This is a genomic window from Pseudomonas petrae (assembly GCF_021728295.1).
In the GTDB taxonomy this organism is placed as follows: domain Bacteria; phylum Pseudomonadota; class Gammaproteobacteria; order Pseudomonadales; family Pseudomonadaceae; genus Aquipseudomonas; species Aquipseudomonas petrae.
On record NZ_JAKJXE010000008.1, the window covers coordinates 191,927 to 214,347 of the forward strand.

General features: G+C 62.6%; 18 protein-coding genes. 11 read left to right on the forward strand and 7 right to left on the reverse strand.

Translation table 11 applies throughout. From position 1 onward, the window contains the following. The 3 genes from L4G42_RS15855 to L4G42_RS15865 all read left to right on the forward strand — a co-directional run bounded on the left by L4G42_RS15855 (position 1) and on the right by L4G42_RS15865 (position 3,728). A complete protein-coding gene (locus tag L4G42_RS15855; RefSeq protein WP_237259490.1) occupies positions 1-2,001 on the forward strand; it encodes a transglutaminase TgpA family protein in 2,001 nt (666 codons plus the stop codon). Positions 2,002-2,046: 45 nt separating this feature from the next. Further along, complete coding sequence (locus tag L4G42_RS15860) at positions 2,047-2,817, forward strand: CHAD domain-containing protein (RefSeq protein WP_237253231.1); 771 nt, start codon at positions 2,047-2,049, stop codon at positions 2,815-2,817. Positions 2,818-2,933: 116 nt separating this feature from the next. After that, a complete protein-coding gene (locus tag L4G42_RS15865; protein ID WP_237253135.1) occupies positions 2,934-3,728 on the forward strand; it encodes an acyl-CoA thioesterase in 795 nt (264 codons plus the stop codon). A 76-nt stretch (positions 3,729-3,804) separates the two neighbouring features. Here L4G42_RS15865 and L4G42_RS15870 read toward each other — a convergent pair whose 3' ends face one another. Beyond that, on the reverse strand, positions 3,805-4,026 hold the full coding sequence (locus L4G42_RS15870) for a hypothetical protein (protein ID WP_237253136.1): 222 nt from the start codon (positions 4,024-4,026) through the stop codon (positions 3,805-3,807). Positions 4,027-4,291: 265 nt separating this feature from the next. Beyond that, a complete protein-coding gene (locus L4G42_RS15875) occupies positions 4,292-5,116 on the reverse strand; it encodes a TatD family hydrolase (protein ID WP_237253137.1) in 825 nt (274 codons plus the stop codon). A gap of 198 nt (positions 5,117-5,314) precedes the next feature. Between L4G42_RS15875 and L4G42_RS15880 the strand changes: the two genes are divergently transcribed. The 3 genes from L4G42_RS15880 (at position 5,315) to L4G42_RS15890 (ending at position 7,877) form a co-directional block, all read left to right on the forward strand. Then, the gene (locus L4G42_RS15880) at positions 5,315-6,718 is read left to right on the forward strand and encodes an MltF family protein (protein WP_237253138.1); all 1,404 of its coding nucleotides are present in this window, start codon (positions 5,315-5,317) and stop codon (positions 6,716-6,718) included. A gap of 118 nt (positions 6,719-6,836) precedes the next feature. Further along, positions 6,837-7,274 carry a DoxX family protein gene (locus tag L4G42_RS15885; RefSeq protein WP_237253139.1) on the forward strand — a complete coding sequence of 146 codons (438 nt, stop codon included), beginning with the start codon at positions 6,837-6,839 and terminating at the stop codon, positions 7,272-7,274. Between the two features lie 285 nt (positions 7,275-7,559). Next, entirely contained in the window at positions 7,560-7,877 is a 318-nt protein-coding gene (locus tag L4G42_RS15890) for a class I SAM-dependent methyltransferase (protein WP_237253140.1), read from the forward strand. Here L4G42_RS15890 and L4G42_RS15895 read toward each other — a convergent pair whose 3' ends face one another. From L4G42_RS15895 to L4G42_RS15905, 3 genes are all read right to left on the reverse strand, one after another. Next, positions 7,878-8,816: a PI-PLC domain-containing protein gene (locus L4G42_RS15895; RefSeq protein ID WP_237253141.1), complete on the reverse strand. Its 939-nt coding sequence runs from the start codon at positions 8,814-8,816 to the stop codon at positions 7,878-7,880. It abuts the gene before it with no gap. Between the two features lie 229 nt (positions 8,817-9,045). Further along, a complete protein-coding gene (locus tag L4G42_RS15900; RefSeq protein ID WP_237253142.1) occupies positions 9,046-10,062 on the reverse strand; it encodes a zinc-dependent alcohol dehydrogenase family protein in 1,017 nt (338 codons plus the stop codon). Between the two features lie 195 nt (positions 10,063-10,257). Further along, positions 10,258-11,160: a LysR family transcriptional regulator gene (locus tag L4G42_RS15905; RefSeq protein WP_237260937.1), complete on the reverse strand. Its 903-nt coding sequence runs from the start codon at positions 11,158-11,160 to the stop codon at positions 10,258-10,260. A gap of 99 nt (positions 11,161-11,259) precedes the next feature. Here L4G42_RS15905 and L4G42_RS15910 point away from each other — a divergent pair, with 99 nt between their 5' ends. Then, positions 11,260-12,441 carry an aspartate aminotransferase family protein gene (locus L4G42_RS15910; RefSeq protein WP_237253144.1) on the forward strand — a complete coding sequence of 394 codons (1,182 nt, stop codon included), beginning with the start codon at positions 11,260-11,262 and terminating at the stop codon, positions 12,439-12,441. Positions 12,442-13,067: 626 nt separating this feature from the next. On the opposite strand, the gene L4G42_RS15915 is transcribed toward L4G42_RS15910, so the two are convergent. Then, complete coding sequence (locus tag L4G42_RS15915; protein WP_237253145.1) at positions 13,068-14,321, reverse strand: M20/M25/M40 family metallo-hydrolase; 1,254 nt, start codon at positions 14,319-14,321, stop codon at positions 13,068-13,070. A gap of 133 nt (positions 14,322-14,454) precedes the next feature. On the opposite strand from L4G42_RS15915, the gene L4G42_RS15920 reads away from it, so the two are divergent. Continuing rightward, positions 14,455-16,824 (forward strand): DNA polymerase II, encoded by a 2,370-nt coding sequence (locus tag L4G42_RS15920; protein ID WP_237253146.1) that lies wholly within the window; start codon positions 14,455-14,457, stop codon positions 16,822-16,824. Between the two features lie 290 nt (positions 16,825-17,114). Here L4G42_RS15920 and L4G42_RS15930 read toward each other — a convergent pair whose 3' ends face one another. Further along, positions 17,115-17,984: an isocitrate lyase/PEP mutase family protein gene (locus tag L4G42_RS15930; RefSeq protein WP_237253147.1), complete on the reverse strand. Its 870-nt coding sequence runs from the start codon at positions 17,982-17,984 to the stop codon at positions 17,115-17,117. A 721-nt stretch (positions 17,985-18,705) separates the two neighbouring features. Here L4G42_RS15930 and L4G42_RS15935 point away from each other — a divergent pair. From L4G42_RS15935 to L4G42_RS15945, 3 genes are all read left to right on the forward strand, one after another. Beyond that, on the forward strand, positions 18,706-20,253 hold the full coding sequence (locus L4G42_RS15935) for a sugar ABC transporter ATP-binding protein (protein ID WP_237253148.1): 1,548 nt from the start codon (positions 18,706-18,708) through the stop codon (positions 20,251-20,253). A 159-nt stretch (positions 20,254-20,412) separates the two neighbouring features. Next, positions 20,413-21,405, forward strand: coding sequence for an ABC transporter permease subunit (locus L4G42_RS15940; RefSeq protein ID WP_237253149.1), 993 nt, complete (start codon positions 20,413-20,415; stop codon positions 21,403-21,405). Between the two features lie 64 nt (positions 21,406-21,469). After that, positions 21,470-22,411 (forward strand): ABC transporter substrate-binding protein, encoded by a 942-nt coding sequence (locus L4G42_RS15945; RefSeq protein ID WP_237253150.1) that lies wholly within the window; start codon positions 21,470-21,472, stop codon positions 22,409-22,411. The last annotated feature ends 10 nt before the right edge of the window (positions 22,412-22,421 follow it).

Sequence of the window (22,421 nt, forward strand, 5' to 3'; positions counted from 1 at the left end):
ATGACGTCCTCAAGCCTGGCCAAACCCATTCCGCGGGTCAGCCTCAACTGGTTGCTGATCGCCCAGGCGCTGGTGATCGTGCCGTTCGCCTTGCACGTGCCGGTGGCCTTGATCGTGCTGTGGCTGGTGTGTTCGTTCTGGCGCATCCAGATCTTCCGTATGCGCGTGCGCATGCCCGGCACCTGGATCAAGTCGGGACTGCTGGTCGGCACCGCCGGGGGCATCTATCTGGCACGGGGCAGCCTGATCGGCCTGGACGCCGGTGCAGCGCTGCTGATCGCGGCGTTCATTCTGAAGATGCTGGAAATGCAAAACCGCCGCGACGCGCTGGTGCTGATCTTTCTCGGCTTCTTCTGCATCGCGGTCGGTTACCTGTTCGAAGACTCGCTGCTCTGGGGCGTGTTTACCCTGCTGCCGATCACCACGCTGCTGGCCGCGCTGATCGGCTTGCAGCAGTCCGGCATTTCCAGCAAGCCCGTCGCCACGCTGAGGCTGTCGGCCAAGCTGCTGTTGCAGGCCGTGCCGCTGATGATTCTGCTGTTCCTGTTTTTCCCGCGCCTCGAGCCGCTGTGGTCGTTGCCGCAACCGAGCAACAAGGCGCTGACCGGGCTGTCCGACAGCATGGCGCCGGGGGACATCGCCGAGCTGAGCAAGTCCGCCGAGCTGGTGTTTCGCGCGAGTTTTGACGGTCCGCTTCCGCCGCGCAATCAGCTGTACTGGCGCGCGCTGACCCTGGAGCAATTCGACGGCAGGCGCTGGTCGCAGTCCTCGCGGGCGCAAGTGCCCGACGCGCCGCAGTGGCGCCGGGAAGGCGAGCGGGTCAGTTACAGCGTGGTGCTGGAGCCGACCGGCAAACCGTGGCTGATGACCCTTGATGTAGGCCAGACCGATCTGGCCGGCGTCCGCCAGATGAGCGATTTCCGCTGGCAGCGGCGGCGACCGGTCGAGCAATCGATGCTCTACAACGTCGAATCCTGGCCCGACGCGGTGCGGGAAACCGTGCTCAGCGACGGCGCACGGTTGCAGGCCCTGCAACTGCCCGCCAAAGGCAATCCTCAGGTGCGCGAATGGGCGGCGGGCCTGCATCGGCGCCACCCCGGCACCGACGCTGTAGTGGACGCGCTGCTGTCGTATTTCACCTCGCAGCCGTTTCGCTACACCCTCAAGCCCCCGGCGCTGGGCGCCAACAGCATCGATGATTTTCTGTTCGGCAGCCGCGCCGGTTTCTGCGCCCACTACGCCGGGGCCATGACCTTTGCGCTGCGCGCGGCTGGCGTGCCGGCTCGGGTGGTGGCCGGTTATCAGGGCGGCGAGCTGAACCCGGACGGCCACTACCTGACCGTGCGCCAGTTCGATGCCCACGCCTGGGTCGAGTACTGGCAACCGAACGTGGGCTGGCGCAGCGTTGATCCCACCGCAGCGGTGGCGCCCGCGCGGGTCGAGCAGGGGCTTGAGCAGGCGCTGGCGGCGGACGAAGAATTTCTCAGCGATTCGCCGATGTCAGCCCTGCGCTATCGGCACCTGGCCTGGGTCAATTCGATTCGCATGAGCTGGGACAACCTCAATTACGGCTGGCAGCGGTGGGTCCTGGGCTATCAGGGTCAGCAGCAACTGCAGGTCCTGGGACGCTGGTTTTCCGGGTTCCAGGCGCCGGTGTTTGCCGGCGGCGCGGCGGTTATCCTGGGTTTGCTGGCGCTGTGGTTGTTTAAGCCGTGGCGTCGTGAAAGCGATTCGCAGCTGCGCCTGTTCAACCATTTCGAACGTCTGCTCGCCCGGCAGGGTCTTAAACGTCAGCCAGGTGAAGGCGCCCAGGCCTTTGCGCAACGTGCTGCCGAGCAACTGCCGGCGCACGCCGGAGCGATCAGTGATTTTGTCCGCGAGTTCGAGGCCCAGCGCTATGCCGGGGCAGACGGCTCCGTCGGGGCGCTGCGTCAGCGTCTGAAATTTCTGCGCCGCAGCCTGCCGTGGCGTTTGTCCGCTGTAAGGGGCAAGCGGCCGTAAATCATCAGACATTAATCTTCAATCAAGGAGTGTTTCATGTCAGCGATGGTCGATCACCTGGTCGCCGAGATTATCGGCCTTAACATCAAACTGCTTGCCTGCCACGCGCGGCTGGAAGTCTCCACCGACAGCGAAGCGCTGCACGATCTGCGGACCAACGTCCGCCGCCTGCGCAGTGTCTTGCGCCCGATGCGCGGCTTGCCGGGGCTGGATCAGGTGGAAGCGGCGGCCAAGGAGGTCGGTGCGCTGACCACGCCTTTGCGCGACATGCAGGTGCTGGCGGCGTTTCTCGAAGAACAGGGGCTGCCCCAGGCGGCGGCCAAGCGCGATCAATACCTTAAAACAGCGTGCCCCAAAGTGGCCAGCTCTCCAGAGCTCAATCGGCTGTTTGGCGTACTCGATCAATTGCCGGGCCTGCTGCGCACCCAGGAGCGCCACGGCCTGCTGGACAAGCTGCGGCAGCGCATCGAAAAGCGTCTGGACAAACAATGGAAGCAACTGCGCGAAGCCATGGGCGACCCTGCCCACGACCGCCATCGTTTGCGCCTGTTGATCAAGCGCGTGCGCTACGCTGGCGAGGCCTACCCGGAACTCAGTCATCAGCCCAAGAACATGGAGCGCCGACTCAAGGCGGCGCAAGGTGCGCTGGGCGATTGGCATGATCATCTGCAATGGCTGGAACAGGCGCGGCATCAGGCGGATCTGGCGCCGTGCATGGCCGGGTGGGAATTGGGCATCCATCGCGCCGAGCAAAAGTCCGACAAAGTATTGGAGCGGTTGTACCAGGCGTGCTTCGGCAAACATTCTCCACGCTAAGCGCGATTCGGGAGTGCTTAGGCAGTCTGGTCCGCAGGATTGGCGGTTATAAACCCTGTCCTGCGGAGGTTGCCCCGCTAACATCCGCCAATACCGCCTGCCACCCTGGAATGCGCATGAAATTCTCCGAGCTGCTTGACGCCGTCCGTACCCGTACCGAATCCGTCAGCATCCCCGCCTCATGGGCTCAGGGGCGGGCCTGCTTCGGCGGGCTGATGGCTGCGCTGATGTATGAAGCGATGCGCGCGAAGGTCTCGACTGAGCGGCCGGTTCGGTCGCTGGCGATCTGTTTCGTGGCCCCGCCGGCCATCGATACGCCGATTTCCTTTGAAGTGGAAATCCTGCGCGAGGGCAAAGCGGTCAGTCAGGTCCTGGGCCGGGCGATGCAGAACGGCGAGGTCATGACCCTGATTCAGGGCAGTTTCGGCGCCGCTCGTGAGTCGATGATTTCGGTGCACGCCGAGCCTGCTCCGGTGTTCAAGCCGGTCGACCAGATTCAGCCGTTTCCGTTTATCTCGGGTGTGATGCCGGAATACCTGCGCTTCATCGACCTGCGTTGGGCGCTAGGCGGCCTGCCGTTTTCCAACACGCCGTCCCCGGCGATTGGCGGCTATGCCCGCTTGCGGGACGTGGAAGAGGAGCCGTTGACCGAAGCGCATCTGCTGGCACTGGTCGACACTTGGCCGCCCGCCGTGCTGCCCCATCTGAACAAGCCGGCACCGGGAAGCTCATTGACCTGGACGATTGAATTTGTGCAGCCGTTGCCCGCGATGAACACCCATGACTGGACGCAGTACCGAGCGGTGATCGAGCATGCCCGCGATGGCTACGGTCATACCGCAGCGGCGTTGTGGACGCCGAAAGGGGAGTTGGTGGCGATCAGTCGCCAGACAGTGACTGTCTTCGGCTGATCAGAAGTGAATGCCGCGAGTCTGTTGACAACGTACTCACGTGACGCATTTTTGAATGTGCCAAACGCCTGAGGCCTTATTGGCCTCGGGCTTTGATGGCTTGCGCCGCGACCAGACCCAGCACGCCGATGGCGGCGGACGTCAGGCTGCAGTTCAACGCGCCGTCCAGCAGAAGCAAGCCGGAGACGATGGACAGCGGGAATGCCAGGGACGACAGCACGACATTTGACGGCAGGCCTTCCTTGCGCGATGGGTTGAAGAATTCGCCGATGTGAAGATCCGTAATGAACTTGGGCATGACGCGTACCTCGGTGAAACGTGAACAAGAAGTGTTTTCGATAAAGATGAGAATAGGCCCGGAGGTTCAGTTCGGCGAATCGAGGATTGCTATCAGCCTGATAGAAGGCAGATGCACTGGCTCCCACCGCTTTTATCGGAGCGCGCTTGCCCGCGAACGCGGTGGGTCAGTCACGAAGATGTCAGCTGACCCACTGCGTTCGCGGGCAAGCGCGCTCCTACAATTGGAATCTGTGCGGCCGGGAAATCTTTGCCAAGCGGCGGTTTTACGACTGTTGAGCGAACCCCGCAACCACCGGCAACGAAAAGAACGTCCGCGCGCAATCGGTGGTGTGGGCCGCGACATCCGCCGGGCTCTCGCCTCGGTGCAGCGCCACTTCTCGCAGGACCTCGGGCAAATAGGCCGGTTCGTTGCGGCCGTTCTTTGGTTTGGGCCGCAAGGTGCGGGGCAGCAGGTACGGCGCGTCGCTTTCCAGCATCAAACGGCCGCGCGGAATTTCGCGGACCAGCGGGTGCAGGTGCGTGCCCCGGCGTTCGTCGCAGATCCAGCCGGTGATGCCGATGTGCAAGTCCAGGTCCAGATAGTTGAACAGCGCGCGCTTTTCCCCGGTGAAGCAATGCACCACCGCCGCCGGGAGCTGGTCGCGGTAGTCCCGCAAAATGGCGAGCAGGCGCTCGTCGGCATCGCGCTCATGCAGAAACACCGGCAGTTGCAGCTCCACGGCCAGTGCCAGATGCGCTTCCAGGACCTTTTCCTGCTGCGGGCGAGGGGAGAAGTCGCGATTGAAATCCAGCCCGCATTCACCCACGGCGCAGACGGTCTTTTCACGCAACAGGGCCCTGAGCTGGCTTTCGGTTTCGCCCGTCCACGCGCTTGCCGAGTGCGGATGAATGCCGGCGGTGCTGAACAACCGCTCGGCGCTTTCATCGAGCTGGCGCGACAACACAAGGGCTTGTTCGCTGCCCTCGACGTCGGTGCCAGTGAGGATCAACTGACCGACGCCGGCGGCGAACGCGCGCTCCACCACCTCGCGTTCGCGGGCGGCGAAGCTGGGGTTGGTCAAGTTGACGCCAATGTCTATTAGTTGCATGGTGCTACCTCAGGCCAGAGGCCGAGAAGAATACCAGAGCGATTGAAGCGATAAAAAACAAGCAGGCTCAACTGCTTGGAATACCCGAACCCTGTGATCCCGCCTTTGTTGACGCACGCCGCGATGCACGCGGCGAGCCGGTCAGCTGCGCGACACAGACTTCAAGCCCGTTTTTTTCGGCCTTTCATCGGAGCGTCAATGATCCGAGCGTCCCTGTTTTCCCTGATGTGCGTCATGGCCGTGCCCAGCCTAGCGTCGCCGCGCCCCGCCGGCCCGCCGGTGGTGATCAAAAAGAGTCAGGTGCGCGACCTGCCGGCGATCCGCAGCGGCAAAGTCTTGCGGGTGCTGGTCAATCAGAGCCGCAACAGCTCTGCCGAAGTTCAGGGTGAGCCCGTTGGCGTCGAATGCCGTCGCTTGCAGGCGTTCGAAACCTACCTCAACAGCCACGCCCGCGACGGTCAGAAAATCTCCCTCAAACTCATTCCCAAAGCCAAGGACCAACTGCTCGCCGCGCTGCAACGGGGCGAAGGCGACATGGTTGCGCCGGGCGAACTGCTGGATGCCAGCGCCGCGCACTATGTTGATGCTTCTGAACCGGTGGTCGCCCAGGTGCCGCTGGTGGTCGTGGGCGTCAAAGGTGAGCGCGGGCTCAAGCATCCCGAGCAGCTCTCGGGCCGCACACTGATGCTGACCAGCGGCAGCGCCGCCGATGAAGCCATCCTTCAGCTCAACCAGAAACTGGCGCTGCGCAAGCTGCCGCCGGTGAAGATCGAATGGGTTGATCCGAGCCTGGCGGTGGAGGACGTGCTGGAAATGGTGCAGGCCGGGGTTTATCACCTGACCGTGGTCGAGCAACCCATCGCCGAGCGCTGGGCCAAAGTGATGCCGAAACTGCGGATCGACCGCGCTGCTGCCTTGAGCGATCCGGGGGACATGAACTGGTTCGTGCGCAAGGACGCCGTGGTGTTGCGCGGCGCCGTTGACCGTTTCCTGCAAACCTACGAACCGCCGCGCAATCAGGACGCCGCCTTCCAGGCCGCCTACAAGGACCGCTACCAGATCCACAATCCGCTGGCCCGCGAAGACCGTCAACGCCTGGAAAAACTTCGCCCCACGCTGCAACTGCATGCCGACAAACAGAAGATGGACTGGCTTGACCTCGCCGCCGTCGCTTTCAAGGAGTCGGCGCTGAACCCGGTCGCCAAGGGTGGCAGCGGCGCCACAGGGCTGCTGCAGATCACGCCGTCGGCCGCCCAGCGCGTCGGCGTCGACAACATTCACGACCTCGACGGTAACGTGCAGGCAGCGAGCAAATACATGGCGCTGCTGCGGCGCAAGTTTTTCGCCAGCCCGAAAATCAACGAGCGCGAGCGCATGGCTTTTACCCTGGCCGCCTACAACCTCGGCCCGGAACGCGTGCAGGCCATGCGCGCGGAAGCGAAGCGCCAGGGGCTCAACCCGAACCAGTGGTTTTTTCAGGTCGAGCGCGTGGCGATGGAACAGGGCGGCAAGAATGTCGTGAGCTACGTGAATAGCGTCAACAAATACTATCTGGCGTTTGATCAGGCCCGCAGTTCACTGGAACGTCCGGAGGTGCGCTGAGCCGAAAAGCCAGTAAGGCATCTAAAAAATAGATATGAATAACGCGTTTTTTGCGATTTTCATATTTATAGAATCGATTAAGATGGCGCCATTCTCAACTCAAACGGAATCAACCGCCATGAATGCTCAACTCAAATCGATCTTCACTACCCACGCCGGTTTCGGCATCACCAGCCTGCGGATTCTCATCGGCATCATTCTCATGGCCCACGGCAGCCAGAAGCTGTTCGGCCTGTTCGGCGGTTATGGCCTCGAAGGCACCGGCCAGTACATGGCAAGCCTGGGCCTGAACCCTGGCTACCTGATGGCGTTGATGTCGGGGAGCGCCGAATTCTTCGGCGGCCTGGCGCTGTTCCTTGGCTTGCTGGCACGGCCTGCGGCGTTGGTGGTGATCGTGATGCTGGTGGTGGCGATTCTTTCGGTGCACATCCACAACGGTTTGTTCATGGCCAACAACGGTTATGAGTTCGGCCTGGCGCTGATCGCCGGTGCGGTGGCGGTACTGTTCGAAGGCTCCGGTCGCCTGTCCCTCGACCGGTTGATCGCACGCCGCTGATTGTCGCGGTCAAATTCATCGCAGCCACACTCGTAGCAAACAAAAACCCCGGTCTCTCTGGACGCCGGGATTTTTTTTGCGTGCAGTTCAACAAACACACGACAGGATCCGCCGATTGACAATGCCCACGCCGCTTCTCTAGGATGCCGTTCATGCGCCGATTTAAACAGCTACTTGCGGGGCGCCTGGTGACGGTCATTCGTCATCGAAATTCCGCTAAAGCGCTGGTTCGGTGTTGCCTCTCACCGCTGCCCAGCGGATCAATGAGGCAGAGAAAACGACACTATGAGCCGTCATTCCCACCCGCGTCCCCTCGTTCGTCTGGCCCCCATCGCCAGCCAGTTCAATCGTCGTAATCCACAAATCCTTCTGGGCGGCGCCCACCAGCCGACGCTGCTGCGTTACCTCGACGGCTGGCCGCGTCGCCAGGGCGGCCCGCATGCCTTTCTCATTCAGTTCATCGAAACCAACGATGCCCTTGAGCGCTTCAGCAGCGACCAGTTTGATCTGGCGGTGATTCAGGCGCCCACGGTCGAGCGCGCGGAGGCGGTGATTCACCAGTTGATCCGCGTCGCCCGACAGGGTCTGATCACCCGTTGCTGATCACCCGTTGCTGGCCGTTCGCCGCCTGGGTTGCAGCGGCAGATCGGGATGGCGCAGGTGGAAACGCGCACGCACAGCGTTCGCGTGACGGCAGTGCGCGACCAGCGCGCTGCGCAGGGTCCAGTCGGTGTTGATGATGTAGAAATTCTGGATGAAGCTGTTTTCATCCGTCGACGCAAACCACTGATCGATCTTCAGGCTCAAGTCGCTGGGCGCGTGCAGTGGCAGTGAATACTTGGCGCACTGGATGGCGGTCAGGCTGAACGCCGGTTTGTATTCCACCGCAACCTCATTGACGAACGCCTTCAGGGTGTTGGTGTTGAACAGGTTCTCCCCTGGCCAGCGCTGCTTGACCCCGTGCCACAGAAGATCGTCACCCGAGCTGTGATTGTAGGCGAGCACGACATTCTTGCCCGGATGATCCCGCCAGATATCTTCCAGCGTCAGCTTGCTCAGCTGCCGAGGCACGGCTCTGGAGCCGAGGCTTTTCGTCAGCAGGTTCTGAAACTCCCGATGGGTGATCTCGGTGAAATCCTTGAACCGGTGGAAGTCCAGGATGACCATTTCCCGGACGGGCGAGCCGCTGTGCTCAAGCTCCTGATAGAACGCGTCGACGCACGCCAGAATGTCCCCGGCGACCGTGCGCCCTGATGAGGTCAGGTGAAACAGCTGGAATCGCCGGGGGTCACCCTTTTCATACTTTGAATAAAACGCCACGCGCAAATCCAGCGCCCGCACTCCCTGGCGCAATTGCTCCAGGGGCGCGACGTCCTGGGCCTTTTCTTGCGGAATACCGGAGTTGGGGGAGAGCTTGTCGCTGCCGGCATTGTGCGCGCCGGGGAGGATGAGTTGGTCGATGCGCAACTGGGCGAGTTCGGGGATCTGCGCCATCCAGTCGAGATGGGGCGGACGGGGTGAAGCGGCTGCGTTGAGGGGCATACAGTCATTCCTTGACGTGTCATGAAGCTCCGAGGGCGGAGCGGCGTGAGCGGTCATTCGCTCGAAAAGTCCTTTGCTGGAGTTTGGCCATCGTCCCAAGCGCGTCAACCCCGAGAGCGTTTCCCGACTGTTGCACGATGTGAGTGCGCTGGTCGGGCTCTGGCGTTGATTGATTCTGGGGTCGCGCGCCGGACGACCATGTCCGGCGCGGGGTTCACCTGCATGCCGCTCATTTGACTTTGAGCACCACGCGACCGCGCACCGGGTGCTCGTCGAGGTGGTTGTGGGCCTTGCCGAACTGCTCGAACGGCCAGGTGCGGTGAATGTCCGGCTTGAGCAGGCCCTTGGCGGTCAGGTCGTTGATCACATCCAGTGCGCGTTGCAACGCAGGGGCATTTTGCTCGATGCCCAGCTCCGGCTTGCCGGTGAAGTTTTCCAGGCAATGCACGTGGAAGCGCATGTTTTTGCGAAACGCCTGCTGCGCCGGGAAGGGCGTTTTGTTGCCGCCGCGCAGGCCGTACAGCACCAGACTGCCGCGCGGCGCCAACACATCGCCGAGCATCGACATCTGCATGCCCCCCAGTCCGTCGAACACCGCTTCGATGCCATGGCCGTGGGTCAGGGACTCGATGCGCAGGCAGATATCGTCCTCGTCGGTGACGATCACCCGATCGGCGCCGTTCGCCAGCAGGTATTCACGGTCTTGCGCGTGGGGCGTCGCCGCGATAACCCGCAGGCCCAACGCTTTGCCCAGCTGCACGAAGGCAATTCCGGGGCTGTACGTCGCGTCGGTGACGAGCACGGTCTGGCCGGGTTGCACGTTGGCCAGGTCGACGAAGGCAAAGTAGGCCAGCAGCATCGGCGTGTAGTGAACGCTGGCTTCCACCGGCGTCAGCGCGTCCGGGTAACGGGTCAGGGCATTGCGCGGCACCATCACGTGGTCGCCACACACCGGATACTGGTTGGTACTCATGGCTTTGAAGCTCGCCACGTTGTCGCCCACCTTCAAGTCAGTGACGCCAGCGCCCACGGCTTCGACGACGCCGGCCATTTCGCTGCCCAGCCCCGCCGGCAACTGCACAGGCGCCAGCGACAGGTTCTGCCGCCACAACACGTCGTCCCAGCTGATGCCGATGGCCTCGGCACGAACCAGCACTTCCTGTGCACCGGGGGACCGGTCAGGCTGCTCTTCGCAACTGAGCACATCGGCTTTGCCGAAGCGATGAAATTTGATGGCGCGTGACATTTTCAACCTCGATGCCTGTCGTTGAGTGTTGCAACGACTGTATCGATGAGGGCCCTGGGGCACTATTTCTGTCGGTCGATACCCGACATGCCTGCTATCAATTCGCGTTGCCGAGTTCGTGGATGTCGCGAGCATTGATGTGTGCGGCCCGTTGATTGTGGCTTCTCGGGCAAACGGCCTGTGTGGCGTGATGGCTTATTTGCCCCAGGCGCGCAACGCGTGTTCGACGAACTGCCGCACCTTGGGCAGGCGATAGCGGTCCTGGGGGTACATCAGCCACAGCGTGCGGCTGGGCGGTTGGTAATCCTGCAGCAGCGGCACGAGCTTTCCGCTGGCCAGGTCCTCGCTGATCAGTACGTCGGGCAGCATCGACACGCCCATTCCAGCGAGCACGGCCTGGCGCAGCGCCGGCGTGCTGTTGACGATCATCGAGCCCGACACCGGCACTTCCATCACGCCGTCGGGACCGGTCAGGCGCCACAGTTTGTCGGCGGCACGCCAGTCGTCGCCTGCCGGGTAGGCGAATGCCAGGCAGTCGTGGTCTCGCAGGTCATCGGCAGTCATTGGCGTGCCCCGGCGTTTCAGGTAATTGGGCGCTGCGCAGATGGTCAGTGTGTAGTCCTGCAGCGGCCGGGCGATCAAGGCCGATGACTCCGGAGTGCCGAGGCGGATGGCGGCGTCGAAACCGTGCTCGATCAGGTCCATTGTCTGTTTGCTGAGCACCACCTCGACCTTGATCTCCGGGTACCGCTGGACGAAATCGCTGAGCAGCGGCGCCAGGCGTTCGGCGCCGAAGGCCGGCGGGGCGGTGACACGCAACGTGCCGCTGGGCTCGGTCTGCGCCTGTTCGGCCATGCGCTCGGAGTCATTGACCAAGCCCAGCACCTCGACGCAACGCCGGTAGTATTCCAGGCCAAACTCGGTCAGGTTCTGCCGGCGCGTGGTGCGCTGCAACAGGCTCACGCCGAGGCGCTGCTCCAGGGCTTTCAGGTGATTGCCGACCATGGTCGTCGACATTTCGCACTGGCGCGCGGCCGCGGTCATGCTGCCGCCTTCCACCACTTTGACGAAAACCGTCATTGCCAGAAACACGTCCATTATCAAGCCCTGCTTTAAAGTCACTGAAGGATGGCGGTCTTTATACATCAGAACGGGCTAACGATACTGGCATCACTTACCCGTGATGGAGCCACCGACATGACCGCCGCCTGCCTGATGAACACTTACAAAACGATGCCCTTGAGCTTCATTCGTGGCGAAGGCGCGCGGCTGTGGGATGACAGCGGCCGTCAGTACCTGGACGCCGTCGCGGGTGTCGCCGTGACCAACGTCGGCCACAGCCATCCGCACATTGTCGCGGCGATCAGCGAGCAGGCCGGGCTGCTCTTGCACACGTCCAACCATTACCGCATCGACTGGCAGCAGAAACTGGCGCAACGTCTGACCCGGCTGTCGGGCCTGGATCAAGTGTTTTTCAACAATTCCGGGGCCGAGGCCAACGAAACCGCGCTTAAGCTGGCGCGTTTGTATGGTTGGGCCAAGGGCATCGAGCATCCGCTGGTGCTGGTGATGGACAACGCTTTTCACGGGCGCACCCTCGGCACGTTGTCGGCCAGCGATAACGGCGCCGCGCGGCTGGGTTATCAGCCGATGTCGGGGGAGTTCGTGAAGGTGGCCTTCGGCGACATGGCGGCGGTTGAGCGGGCGACGCGGGTGTATGGCGAGCGGATCGTCGCCGTGCTGGTCGAGCCGATTCAGGGCGAGGGTGGCGTGGCGTTGCCGCCGCCGGGGTATCTGAAGGCGTTGCGCGTCCATTGCACTCACAACGGCTGGCTGATGATGCTCGACGAGATCCAGACCGGCATTGGCCGGACGGGGCGCTGGTTTGCCTTTGAGCATGAGGGGATCGTGCCTGATGTGATGACGCTGGCGAAGGCGTTGGGCAATGGCATTCCCATTGGTGCGTGTCTGGCGACGGCGGGGGTGGCGCGGTTGTTCACGCCAGGCAGTCATGGCAGTACGTTTGGCGGTAATCCGCTGGCGTGTCGGGTCGGTTGTACGGTGCTGGATATCGTTGAGGGGGAGGGGCTTTTGCACAATGCGGCGGTGCAGGGTGAGCGGCTGCTGGCGGGGTTGCGTGCCGCGCTGGCGGGGCACCCTGATGTCGTTCAGGTGCGGGGGATGGGGTTGATGATCGGGATTGAGTTGACGCGGCCGATTCGGGATGTGTGTCTGGTGGCGGCGCAGGAATATGGGGTGTTGATCAATGTGACGCGTGGGCAGACGATTCGGCTGTTGCCGCCGTTGGTGATTGACGAGGCGGATGTGGACCGGATCGTGGCAGGCGTCGTAGGCGCGCTTCGCGGTTCAGGTTTTTAAGGCCAAGATCAAGATCAAGGGCGTCGGCCTAACGGCCTCGGGTTTCGCCTTCGGCGAGTTACTTGGAAAAGTCGAAAGTCGCACCACCCCCAAGTAACCAAAGGTGCCTGCTCCTGGTTGGGTTCCTCCTTCGTCGGAATACCCTCACTCCGACGACGCTCCGTGGGCCCGCGCCGAACGGACATCCATGTCCTGACGGCGCTCTCGCCGCATCCATGCGGCTCGGCCCACTGCGCGTCGTCTGCGTTCGGCCTGCACCCAAGTCGCAATTGGTGTCGTTTGGACTTTTTGCGTAATGAAGATCAAAGGCGAAAATCAAAAGCTTCCCGGCTGAAGCCGGTCCTACAGAACACCGCGTGAATCCATTTGCTGATCGTGCCCACGCTCTGCGTGGGTATGCATCCTTGGACGCTCCGCGTCCATTCCCGGCTGAAGGCGGTCCCACTGGCTGCACGCGCTGCTGTTAGTGGGACCGGCTTTAGCCGGGAAGAGGCCGGCGTGTGCACCATCAATCTTGCGGTCAACGCTTGATCGTTCCCACGCTCCGCGTGGTAATGCCGCCTCTGACGCTCCGCGTCCCACCGAAACTGGCCTTTCAGTAAGTCCTGAGGAGCGTCAGCCTCGTTCTATTTTCCGGACAATTCCATAATCATCGCCGCCGTCAGGTACAGCCTCGGCGCGATGCTGGTGAGGTCCATGTATTCGTCGTCGGCGTGGAGGCCGGCGCCGACGACGCCCATGGTTTCGAGGACGGCAGGTTTTTGGCTGTCGGGGACGTAGGCGTAGCCGGCGTCGGTGCCGAAGCGCATGGCGATGGGTTCGAGGGTACGGCCGGTTTTGGCGTAGATCGCCTGGGCGGTTTTGGCGAGGTCGTCGGTCGCGGGGTTTTTTGCCAGTGGGGGACGGCCTTTGTCGAGGCGGAAGGTGACGTCGGTGCCGTCGATCATTTTCCCCTGCACGATGCGCTGTCCGTCGGCCAGCACACGGTCGGATTCGCTCAGGTCGGAGTAGCGCATGTCGCCTTCGGCGGCGGCGCTGGAGGGGATGATGTTGCGCTTCTCGCCGCCTTTGATCAGCGTCCAGTTGACCGTTGTGCCCTTGGCCGCGTCGCCCAGGTCCTTGAGCTGCACCAGTTGGTGGGCCAGTTCCATGGCAGCATTGCGCCCGGCTTCCGGGGCGGAGCCGGCGTGGGAGGACTTGCCTTTGACGTCGACGAACACGCCGTTAATGCCGTTGGTCGCGACCGTGACGGCGTCCTTGTCCGGTGGCTCGAACGAGAACACGTAATCGTGCTTGCGGGCCAGTTCGGCGATGAGGGTTTTCGAGCCGGCCGACCCCGTTTCTTCGTCGGGATTGAACAGCACGGTGATCTTACCGAAGTCCTTGAATTTCTCGTCTTCCAGCAGCTTCAGGGTATGCAGCACCATGGCCACGCCACCTTTGGCATCGGCGACGCCGGGGCCATACGCATGCTCGCCGTCGACGCGAAACGGTCGCTTGGCCGCAGTGCCGGGGCCGAACACGGTGTCGTAGTGGATCATCAGCAGAAAGGATTTGCTGCCCGTGCCTTTGAGGGTGCCGACGATGTTATCGCCCGCCGAGGGCGTCGCAGGCGTGGTTTCCACCTTTGCGCCCAGGGCCTTGAGCCGTTCGACCAGCACCGCGCTGACCATTTTCAGCCCGGGCGCCTGACCGGTCCCGGTGTCGATGTCGACCAGTTGCTTGACGGTGGCCAGATAGGGTTTCTGCTCGGCCTCGGCCTTTTTCAATAACTGCTCGGGGGAGACATCGGCGGCATAGGCGCTGCAGGCATAAAAGCCGCCACCGGTGAAAAGCGTGGCGAGGATGGAAGCGGTCAGGGCGGTGCGTCGAACGTGCATGCTGGATCCCTCAGATGATGGTCGAGTTGTTGTGATGTCCATGGGAACCACATCGTTCCCGCAGCCGTCGCGCTTTCCTGTGGCATTCACCGTAGAATCCTCGTCTGAAATAAAAAGCGACGAGGTTGCAGCGGTGGATTTACAGCAGGGCTTCGTCCTGACCCGGCATTGGCGCGACACGGACGCCGGCACCGAGGTGGAATTCTGGCTGGCCACCGATGAGGGGCCGCGCCAGGTGCGCCTGCCGTATCAGACCTCCGTCGCGTTTATTCCGGAGCAGCACCGCGAGCGCGCTGAAGCCGTGTTGCGCAACGAGCACCATGTTGAGCTCAAGCCACTGGAACTGTGTGATTTCCGCCATCGCCCGGTGCTCGGGCTTTACACACGGCAGCATCGCCAGTTGATGAACCTGGAAAGCGACCTGCGCAAAGCCAGCGTCGACGTTTACGAAGCCGATATCCGCCCGCCCGAGCGTTACCTGATGGAGCGTTTCATCACCGCGCCGGTGCAGTTCAGCGGGCGGCCGGACGCCAACGGCCTGTTGCTGGACGCGCAACTCAGGCCTGATCCGGGTTACCGGCCGACCCTCAAACTGGTGTCGCTGGACATCGAAACCACCGAACGCGGCGAGCTGTATTGCATCGGCCTGCACGGCTGCGGCGAGCGTCAGGTGTACATGCTCGGCCCGGCCAATGGCGATGCCGCCCAGGTGAATTTCAAGCTTGAGTACTGCGACACCCGCGTCGCGCTGCTGGAGAAACTCAACGAATGGATGGCCCGCCATGACCCTGACGGGATCATCGGCTGGAACGTGGTGCAGTTCGATTTGCGCGTGCTGCACGAGCACTCGCGGCGCTTGAATGTGCCGCTGCGTCTGGGTCGCGGCGGGGAAGTGATGACCTGGCGCGAACATGGCGCGCGCAACAATCACTTTTTCGCGGCGGCGGCCGGGCGTCTGATCATCGACGGCATCGAAGCGCTGCGTTCGGCGACCTGGAGCTTTCCCTCGTTCAGCCTGGAAAACGTATCGCAGACGCTGCTGGGCGAAGGCAAGGCCATCGACAATCCGTATCAGCGCATGGACGAGATCAATCGCCTGTTCGCCGAGGACAAGCCGGCGCTGGCGCGTTACAACCTCAAGGACTGCGAGCTGGTCACACAGATTTTCGCCAAGACCGAGCTGCTGACCTTCCTCCTCGAACGCGCCACGGTGACCGGCCTGCCGGTGGACCGCAACGGCGGTTCGGTGGCCGCGTTCGAGCATTTGTACATCCCGCTGATGCACCGCCAGGGCTTCGTCGCGCCGAACCTGGGCGAGCGCATGCCGGAAGCCAGCCCCGGCGGTTTTGTCATGGATTCGCGTCCCGGGCTGTACGAATCGGTGCTGGTGCTTGATTACAAGAGCCTGTATCCGTCGATCATCCGCACGTTTCTGATTGACCCGGTGGGCTTGATCGAAGGCCTCAAACACCCCGACGACAGCGAGTCGGTGGAAGGCTTTCGTGGCGCGCGTTTTTCCAGGACGCGGCATTGTCTGCCGGCCATTGTCTCGCGGGTGGCCGAAGGGCGTGAAGTGGCGAAACGCGAGCGCAATGCGCCGCTGTCCCAGGCGCTGAAAATCATCATGAACGCCTTCTACGGCGTGCTGGGTTCCAGTGGTTGCCGCTTCTTCGACACGCGGCTGGCGTCGTCGATCACCCTGCGCGGGCACGAGATCATGCACCAGACGCGGCTGCTGATTGAGGCGCAGGGTTACGAAGTGATCTACGGCGACACCGACTCGACGTTTGTCTGGCTGAAAAAAGCCCACGAGCAGGACGATGCCGCGCAGATCGGCAGCGCGCTGGTCAAGCAGGTCAACGACTGGTGGCGCGCTCATCTGAAGGCCGAGTACGACCTGGACAGCGCGCTCGAACTGCAATTCGAAACCCACTTCAAGCGCTTCCTGATGCCGACCATTCGCGGCGCGGAGGAGGGCAGCAAGAAGCGTTATGCGGGATTGGTGACCCGCGCCAATGGCGAAGACGAAATGGTTTACAAGGGGCTGGAGGTGGTGCGCACCGACTGGTCGCCACTGGCCCGCACGTTCCAGCAGGAGCTGTACCTGCGGATCTTCCAGCGCCAGCCGTTTCAGGAATACATTCGGGAGTACGTGGGCCGAACCCTGGCCGGGGAACTCGACAGCCAGTTGATCTATCGCAAGCGCCTGCGCCGGGCCCTCGACGATTACGAACGCAACGTGCCGCCCCATGTGCGCGCCGCGCGGCTGGCCGATGAGTACAACCGCCAACAGGGTCGGCCGTTGCAGTACCAGAATGGCGGGTGGATCAGCTATGTGATCACGGTCGCCGGACCCGAGCCGCTGGAAGTGCGGACGGCGGCCATCGATTACGACCATTACATCAGCAAACAGCTGCAGCCGATTGCCGACGCGATCCTGCCGTTCGTGATCTCGCGGACTATCGATCTGAGTTCCCAGGACCAGTTCAGCTTCGACTTCTAACCCGTATTTTCACGCCAGCGGATTGATCCGCAACGCGTCCGGCACCACGCGAAACGCCGCCGTGTGCTGGCGCCGGCTGGGGTAGTAAAGGTGATAGCCCTCGAACGGTTGTGGACCTGTATGACCGGGTGGATCTGAGCCCCTTCGCCCGCCTGACGTCGTTTTTTCAGACCCATCTGAAGTAATCGGCAGGCTGTTTGACGCCGCTCGATCCGGCGAGGTATCGACGGATCGAACGGGTTGATCAGGCGTTTACGTGGCGCGACGCCCAAGGGCGTCACGCCGCAGCCTCACTCCTTCACGTCCATAAAATCCTTGGCCCAGGCCACATAGCTTTCCGGGAAGGTGTAGGTGTGGGTCAGTTCGGTGGCGCTGTGGTTCGACGTGCTGTGGGTGACCTGACGTTGGGCACGGAGGCTGTCGTAGGTGGCCTTGATCGCGGCGAAGTACGCCGCGTGGCCGGCGACCACCACCCGCACGCCTAGATCGGCCAGGCGCTGGCGGTCATTGAGTTCCGGGTTGCCGTAGGTCACCAGCATCAGCGGCACGGTAAGCTTTTCCGAAATCTGCTCCAGGTGCTCGAAGTCCTTGATGCCGACGATGCAGATGCCGTCGGCGCCGGCCTTTTCGTAGGCCAGGGTGCGTTCGATGATGTCCTGGACCGGTAGCACGCCGGCGTTGGTCCGGGCCACGATTGTCAGTTCCGGATCGACGCGGGCTTCAAGGGCGGCCTTGACCTTGCCGATGCCTTCTTCGATGGAGACCAGGTCTGTGGATTTGCGCCCGAATTGCGCCGGCAGCAAGGTGTCTTCGATGGTCAGCGCCGCCACACCGGCGCGCTCCAGTTCCTCCACCGTGCGCATGACGTTCAGGGCGTTGCCGTAGCCATGGTCGGCGTCGGCAATGAAAGGCAGCTGCGCGACACGACCGATCCGGGTGGCCTGCTCGACGAACTCGCTCAGGGTAATCAACGCAAAATCCGGCGCTGCCAGCACCTGCAGCGACGCCACCGAGCCGCCCAGGATACCGACCTCAAACCCCAGATCCGCCGCAATGCGCGCCGACATGGGATCGAACACTGAAGCGGTCTCGACGCAGTGCTGCGAAGCCAGCTGCTCACGGAATTTGCGACGCAAAGCGGAGTGGGAAATTCTGGACATAAGGCTTCCTGATTCTGGCCGTCATCGAAATGCCAGCAATGCTACCGCAAATTCACGCTGAAACGACTCACCTCGACGAGCGACGTGCATGATTTGCCATTGCACCCCGATGGGACTGACCTCCGCAGCCCACAGCAGGACCGGCTTCAGCCGGGAAGGCGTCAGCATCGCACCGCAGAATTGAGGGTGATCATTCCGGCCTCTTCCCGGCTGAAGCCGGTCCCACTGAAACACCACGCGCGCCGAGTGCCGATCGTTCCCACGCTCTGCGTGGTAACGCCGCCCCGGACGCTCCGCGTCCAGCAGACGACGCGCATTCCAGAACGGGAGGTGACGCGGAGCGTCACAGGATGCATCCCCACGCGGAGCGTGGGGACGATCAAGAACCAAGGGTGACCTCACCGGCCTCTTTCCGGCTGAAGCCGGTCCCACTGTAGGACCCCTGCTGTTAGTGGGACCGGCTTTAGCCGCGAAGGGGTCAAAATTCACACCGCAGCGCTCAAACTATAAAAACCGAAGCAAGCGCTTGCGTGAATCGATTCAGCTGTTCTAGGATTCAGCTGTTCCGAAATATTTCAACGCAATTCCCGAGTGCCACCCGCGAAGAGGTGGCCCAGGCATAAAAACAAGAAACCTCGGAGGTCCACATGATCAGCTCGTCTGTTCGATTGCCGCGTGTGCTGTCCGCGCTCGTCACTTCTGCTTCATTGGCCGCCCGGCCATGAGTGCCGTCCTCTCTGTCTCTCCTCAGCCCGTGCTGGAAATGACCGCCATTTCCAAGACCTTCAACGGCCTGCGCGTACTGAAAAATGTCGCCCTCAAGGTCTACGCCGGTGAAGTTCATGCCCTGATGGGGGAGAACGGCGCGGGCAAGTCGACGCTGATGAAGATTCTGTCCGGCGCTTACCAGGCCGATGCCGGTGGCGAGATCCGCATCGACGGCCAGGCCCTCAGTGCATTCGACCCGTTGTCCGCCAAAGCGCGCGGCATTGCGGTGATCTATCAGGAACTGAGCCTGTGCCCTAACCTCAGTGTCGCCGAAAACATTTACCTGGGCCGCGAATTGCGCCGTGGCTGGAGCATCGACCGCAAGGCGATGGAAGCCGGCTGCGTTGACGTGCTGGTGCGACTGGGTGCCGATTTCAAACCGTCGACCAAGGTCAGCGTGCTGTCCATTGCCGAGCGGCAACTGGTCGAGATTGCCCGGGCGCTGCACGCCAACGCGAAAATCCTGGTGATGGACGAGCCGACCACGCCGCTGTCGTCCCGGGAAACCGACCGGCTGTTTGCGCTGATCAAACAGCTGCGTGACCAGGGGCTGGCGATCATTTACATCAGCCATCGCATGGCCGAAATCTATGAGTTGTCCGATCGGGTCTCGGTGCTGCGCGACGGCGAGTACGTCGGCATGCTGGAGCGCGACGCGCTGTCGGCCGAGGCGCTGGTGAAGATGATGGTTGGCCGCGATCTGTCCGGTTTCTACAAGAAAGAACACGCCGCCTACGACCCCGGTGCGGTGGTCATGCGCGTGCGCGACATGGCCGACGGCAAGCGCGTCAAGCCGTGCAGTTTTGACCTGCACGCTGGCGAAGTGCTGGGCATCGCCGGACTGGTCGGAGCAGGGCGCACGGAACTGGCGCGACTGATTTTTGCCGCCGACTCACGCACCTCCGGCACCCTTGAAGTGGCCGGCAAAGCGATCACCGATCTGCGCAACCCCACCGACGCAATCGGTGCAGGGGTGGTTTACCTGACCGAAGATCGCAAGGCCCAGGGCCTGTTTCTGGACATGAGCGTGCGCGACAACATCAACGTTTGCGCCTGCGTGCCCGACGCCCATGCCGGCGGCGTGCTGGATCGGGGACGTGGGGCTAAGCGGGCGATCGAGGCGATTCGTTCGCTGTCGATCCGCGTGGCCTCGGGCAAGGTCAATGTCGGCGCGCTGTCCGGCGGCAATCAGCAGAAGGTGCTGCTGGCGCGGCTGCTGGAGGTCAAGCCCCACGTGCTGATTCTCGACGAGCCCACCCGCGGTGTGGACATCGGCTCCAAGTCGGAGATCTATCGAATCATCAACGAACTGGCCAAGGCCGGCGTCGGCATTGTGGTGATCTCCAGCGAGCTGCCGGAAATCATCGGCACCTGCGACCGCGTGCTGATCATGCGCGAAGGAGAACTGGTGGCCGAAGTGGGCGGTGCGTCCGGGCAGGACATCTCTCAGGAGCGGATCATCGATCTGGCAACGGGGAGTGCGCAGGTGGCTCATGTCTAGACCCACCTCTCAGGCGCGACACTTAACGTGTAGGAGCGCGCTTGCCCGCGAACGCGTTGTATCAGTCAGCGCATTTGGCACTGACAGACCCCATTCGCGGGCAAGCGCGCTCCTACAGGAATCGCAATCTTCCGATAACAATAAAAAGGAAACCAGGCCATGAGTCTGCCCCTGGAAAACTCGCCCGCCGTTGCCGCCATCAGCAAGCGTGAACGGGTGCGGGAACTGATGCGCACCGTTGGCATGCTGCCCGTGCTGATTCTGTTGTTGATCGGCTTCTCGCTGATGACCGACACCTTCATGAGCTGGCAGAACCTGTCGATTATCACCCAGCAAGCCTCGGTCAACGTGGTGTTGGCGGCCGGCATGACCTTCGTGATTCTGACGGCGGGCATCGACCTTTCGGTCGGCGCGATTCTCGCGGCTTCGGCGGTGGTTGCCCTGCAAGCCTCGATGTCGCCGCAGTTCGGCATGCTCGGCATTGCCGCCGGCGTCGGTTTCGGGCTGCTGCTGGGTCTGGTCAACGGCGGCCTGATTGCCTTCATGCGCCTGCCGCCGTTCATCGTCACCCTCGGCGCGCTCACTGCCATGCGCGGTCTGGCGCGTCTGCTCGCCGACGACAAAACCGTGTTCAATCCCGACCTGCCGTTTGCTTTCATCGGCAACGATTCGGTGCTCGGCGTGCCGTGGCTGGTGATCATCGCCGTGGCGGTCATCGTGGTGTCGTGGTTCATCCTGCGCCGCACGGTGATGGGCGTGCAGATCTACTCGGTGGGGGGCAACCCCGAAGCGGCGCGCCTGTCCGGCATCAAGGTGTGGAAGGTGTTGCTGTTTGTCTACGCCGTCTCTGGCGCACTGGCCGGGCTCGGCGCGGTGATGAGCGCCTCGCGACTGTTTGCCGCCAACGGCCTGCAGCTGGGCCAGTCCTACGAGCTGGACGCCATCGCGGCGGTGATCCTCGGCGGCACCAGTTTCACCGGCGGCGTCGGCACCATCGGCGGCACGCTGATCGGCGCGCTGATCATCGCGGTGCTGACCAACGGCCTGGTGCTGCTGGGCGTCTCCGATATCTGGCAATACATCATCAAGGGCATCGTGATCATCGGCGCGGTGGCACTGGATCGCTATCGCCAGTCCGGTGCACGAACCTGATCAACCGCTGTATGGCTGCATGCGTTTCAACGAAGACTCCAACAATAATCACAAGAGAGAACCCATGAACTTCAACCGCAAATTCCCCGCTGTCATGTCCCTGTGCCTGGCCGCGTTGCTGTCCCAGGGCGTCGAAGCCCGTGAGCTGAAATCCGTCGGCATCAGCCTGGGTTCGCTGGGCAATCCGTATTTCGTCACCCTGGCCGACGGCGCCAAAGCCAAGGCCCTGGAGCTCAATCCCAACGCCAAGGTCACCGCCGTCTCCGCCGATTACGACCTGAGCAAGCAGTTCTCGCAGATCGACAACTTCATCGCCTCGGGCGTCGACCTGATCCTGATCAACGCTGTGGACCCGAAGGCCATTGCTTCGGCGATCAAGAAGGCCCAGGCCGCCGGCATCAAAGTCGTGGCCGTGGACGTCAGCGCCGCCGGCGTCGATGCCACCGTGCAGACCGACAACGTCGAAGCGGGCAAACTCGCCTGCCAGTTCATCGTCGACAAGCTGTCGGGCAAGGGCAACGTGATCATCGAAAACGGTCCGCAAGTCGCTGCCGTGACCGACCGCGTCACCGGCTGCAAATCGGCCTTCGCCGCCGCGCCGGACATCAAGATTCTCTCCGACGATCAGGACGCCAAGGGCTCCCGCGAAGGCGGCCTGAACGCGATGCAGGGTTACCTGACGCGCTTCCCGAAAATCGACGGTCTGTTTGCGATCAACGACCCTCAGGCGATCGGCAGTGACCTGGCGGCCAAGCAGCTGAAACGCAGCGGCATCATCATCACGTCGGTGGACGGTGCGCCGGACATCGAACAGGCGCTCAAGGCCGACACCTCGATTCAAGCCTCGGCCAGCCAGGACCCGTGGGCCATGGCGCAACAGGCAGTCGTCATCGGCAACGACCTGCTCAACGACAAGAAGCCGGCTGAAGCGGTCACCCAACTCACGCCGAAACTGATCACCCGCGACAACATCGGCTCCTACAGCGGCTGGTCCAGCAAGCACTGAGACGCAGGCC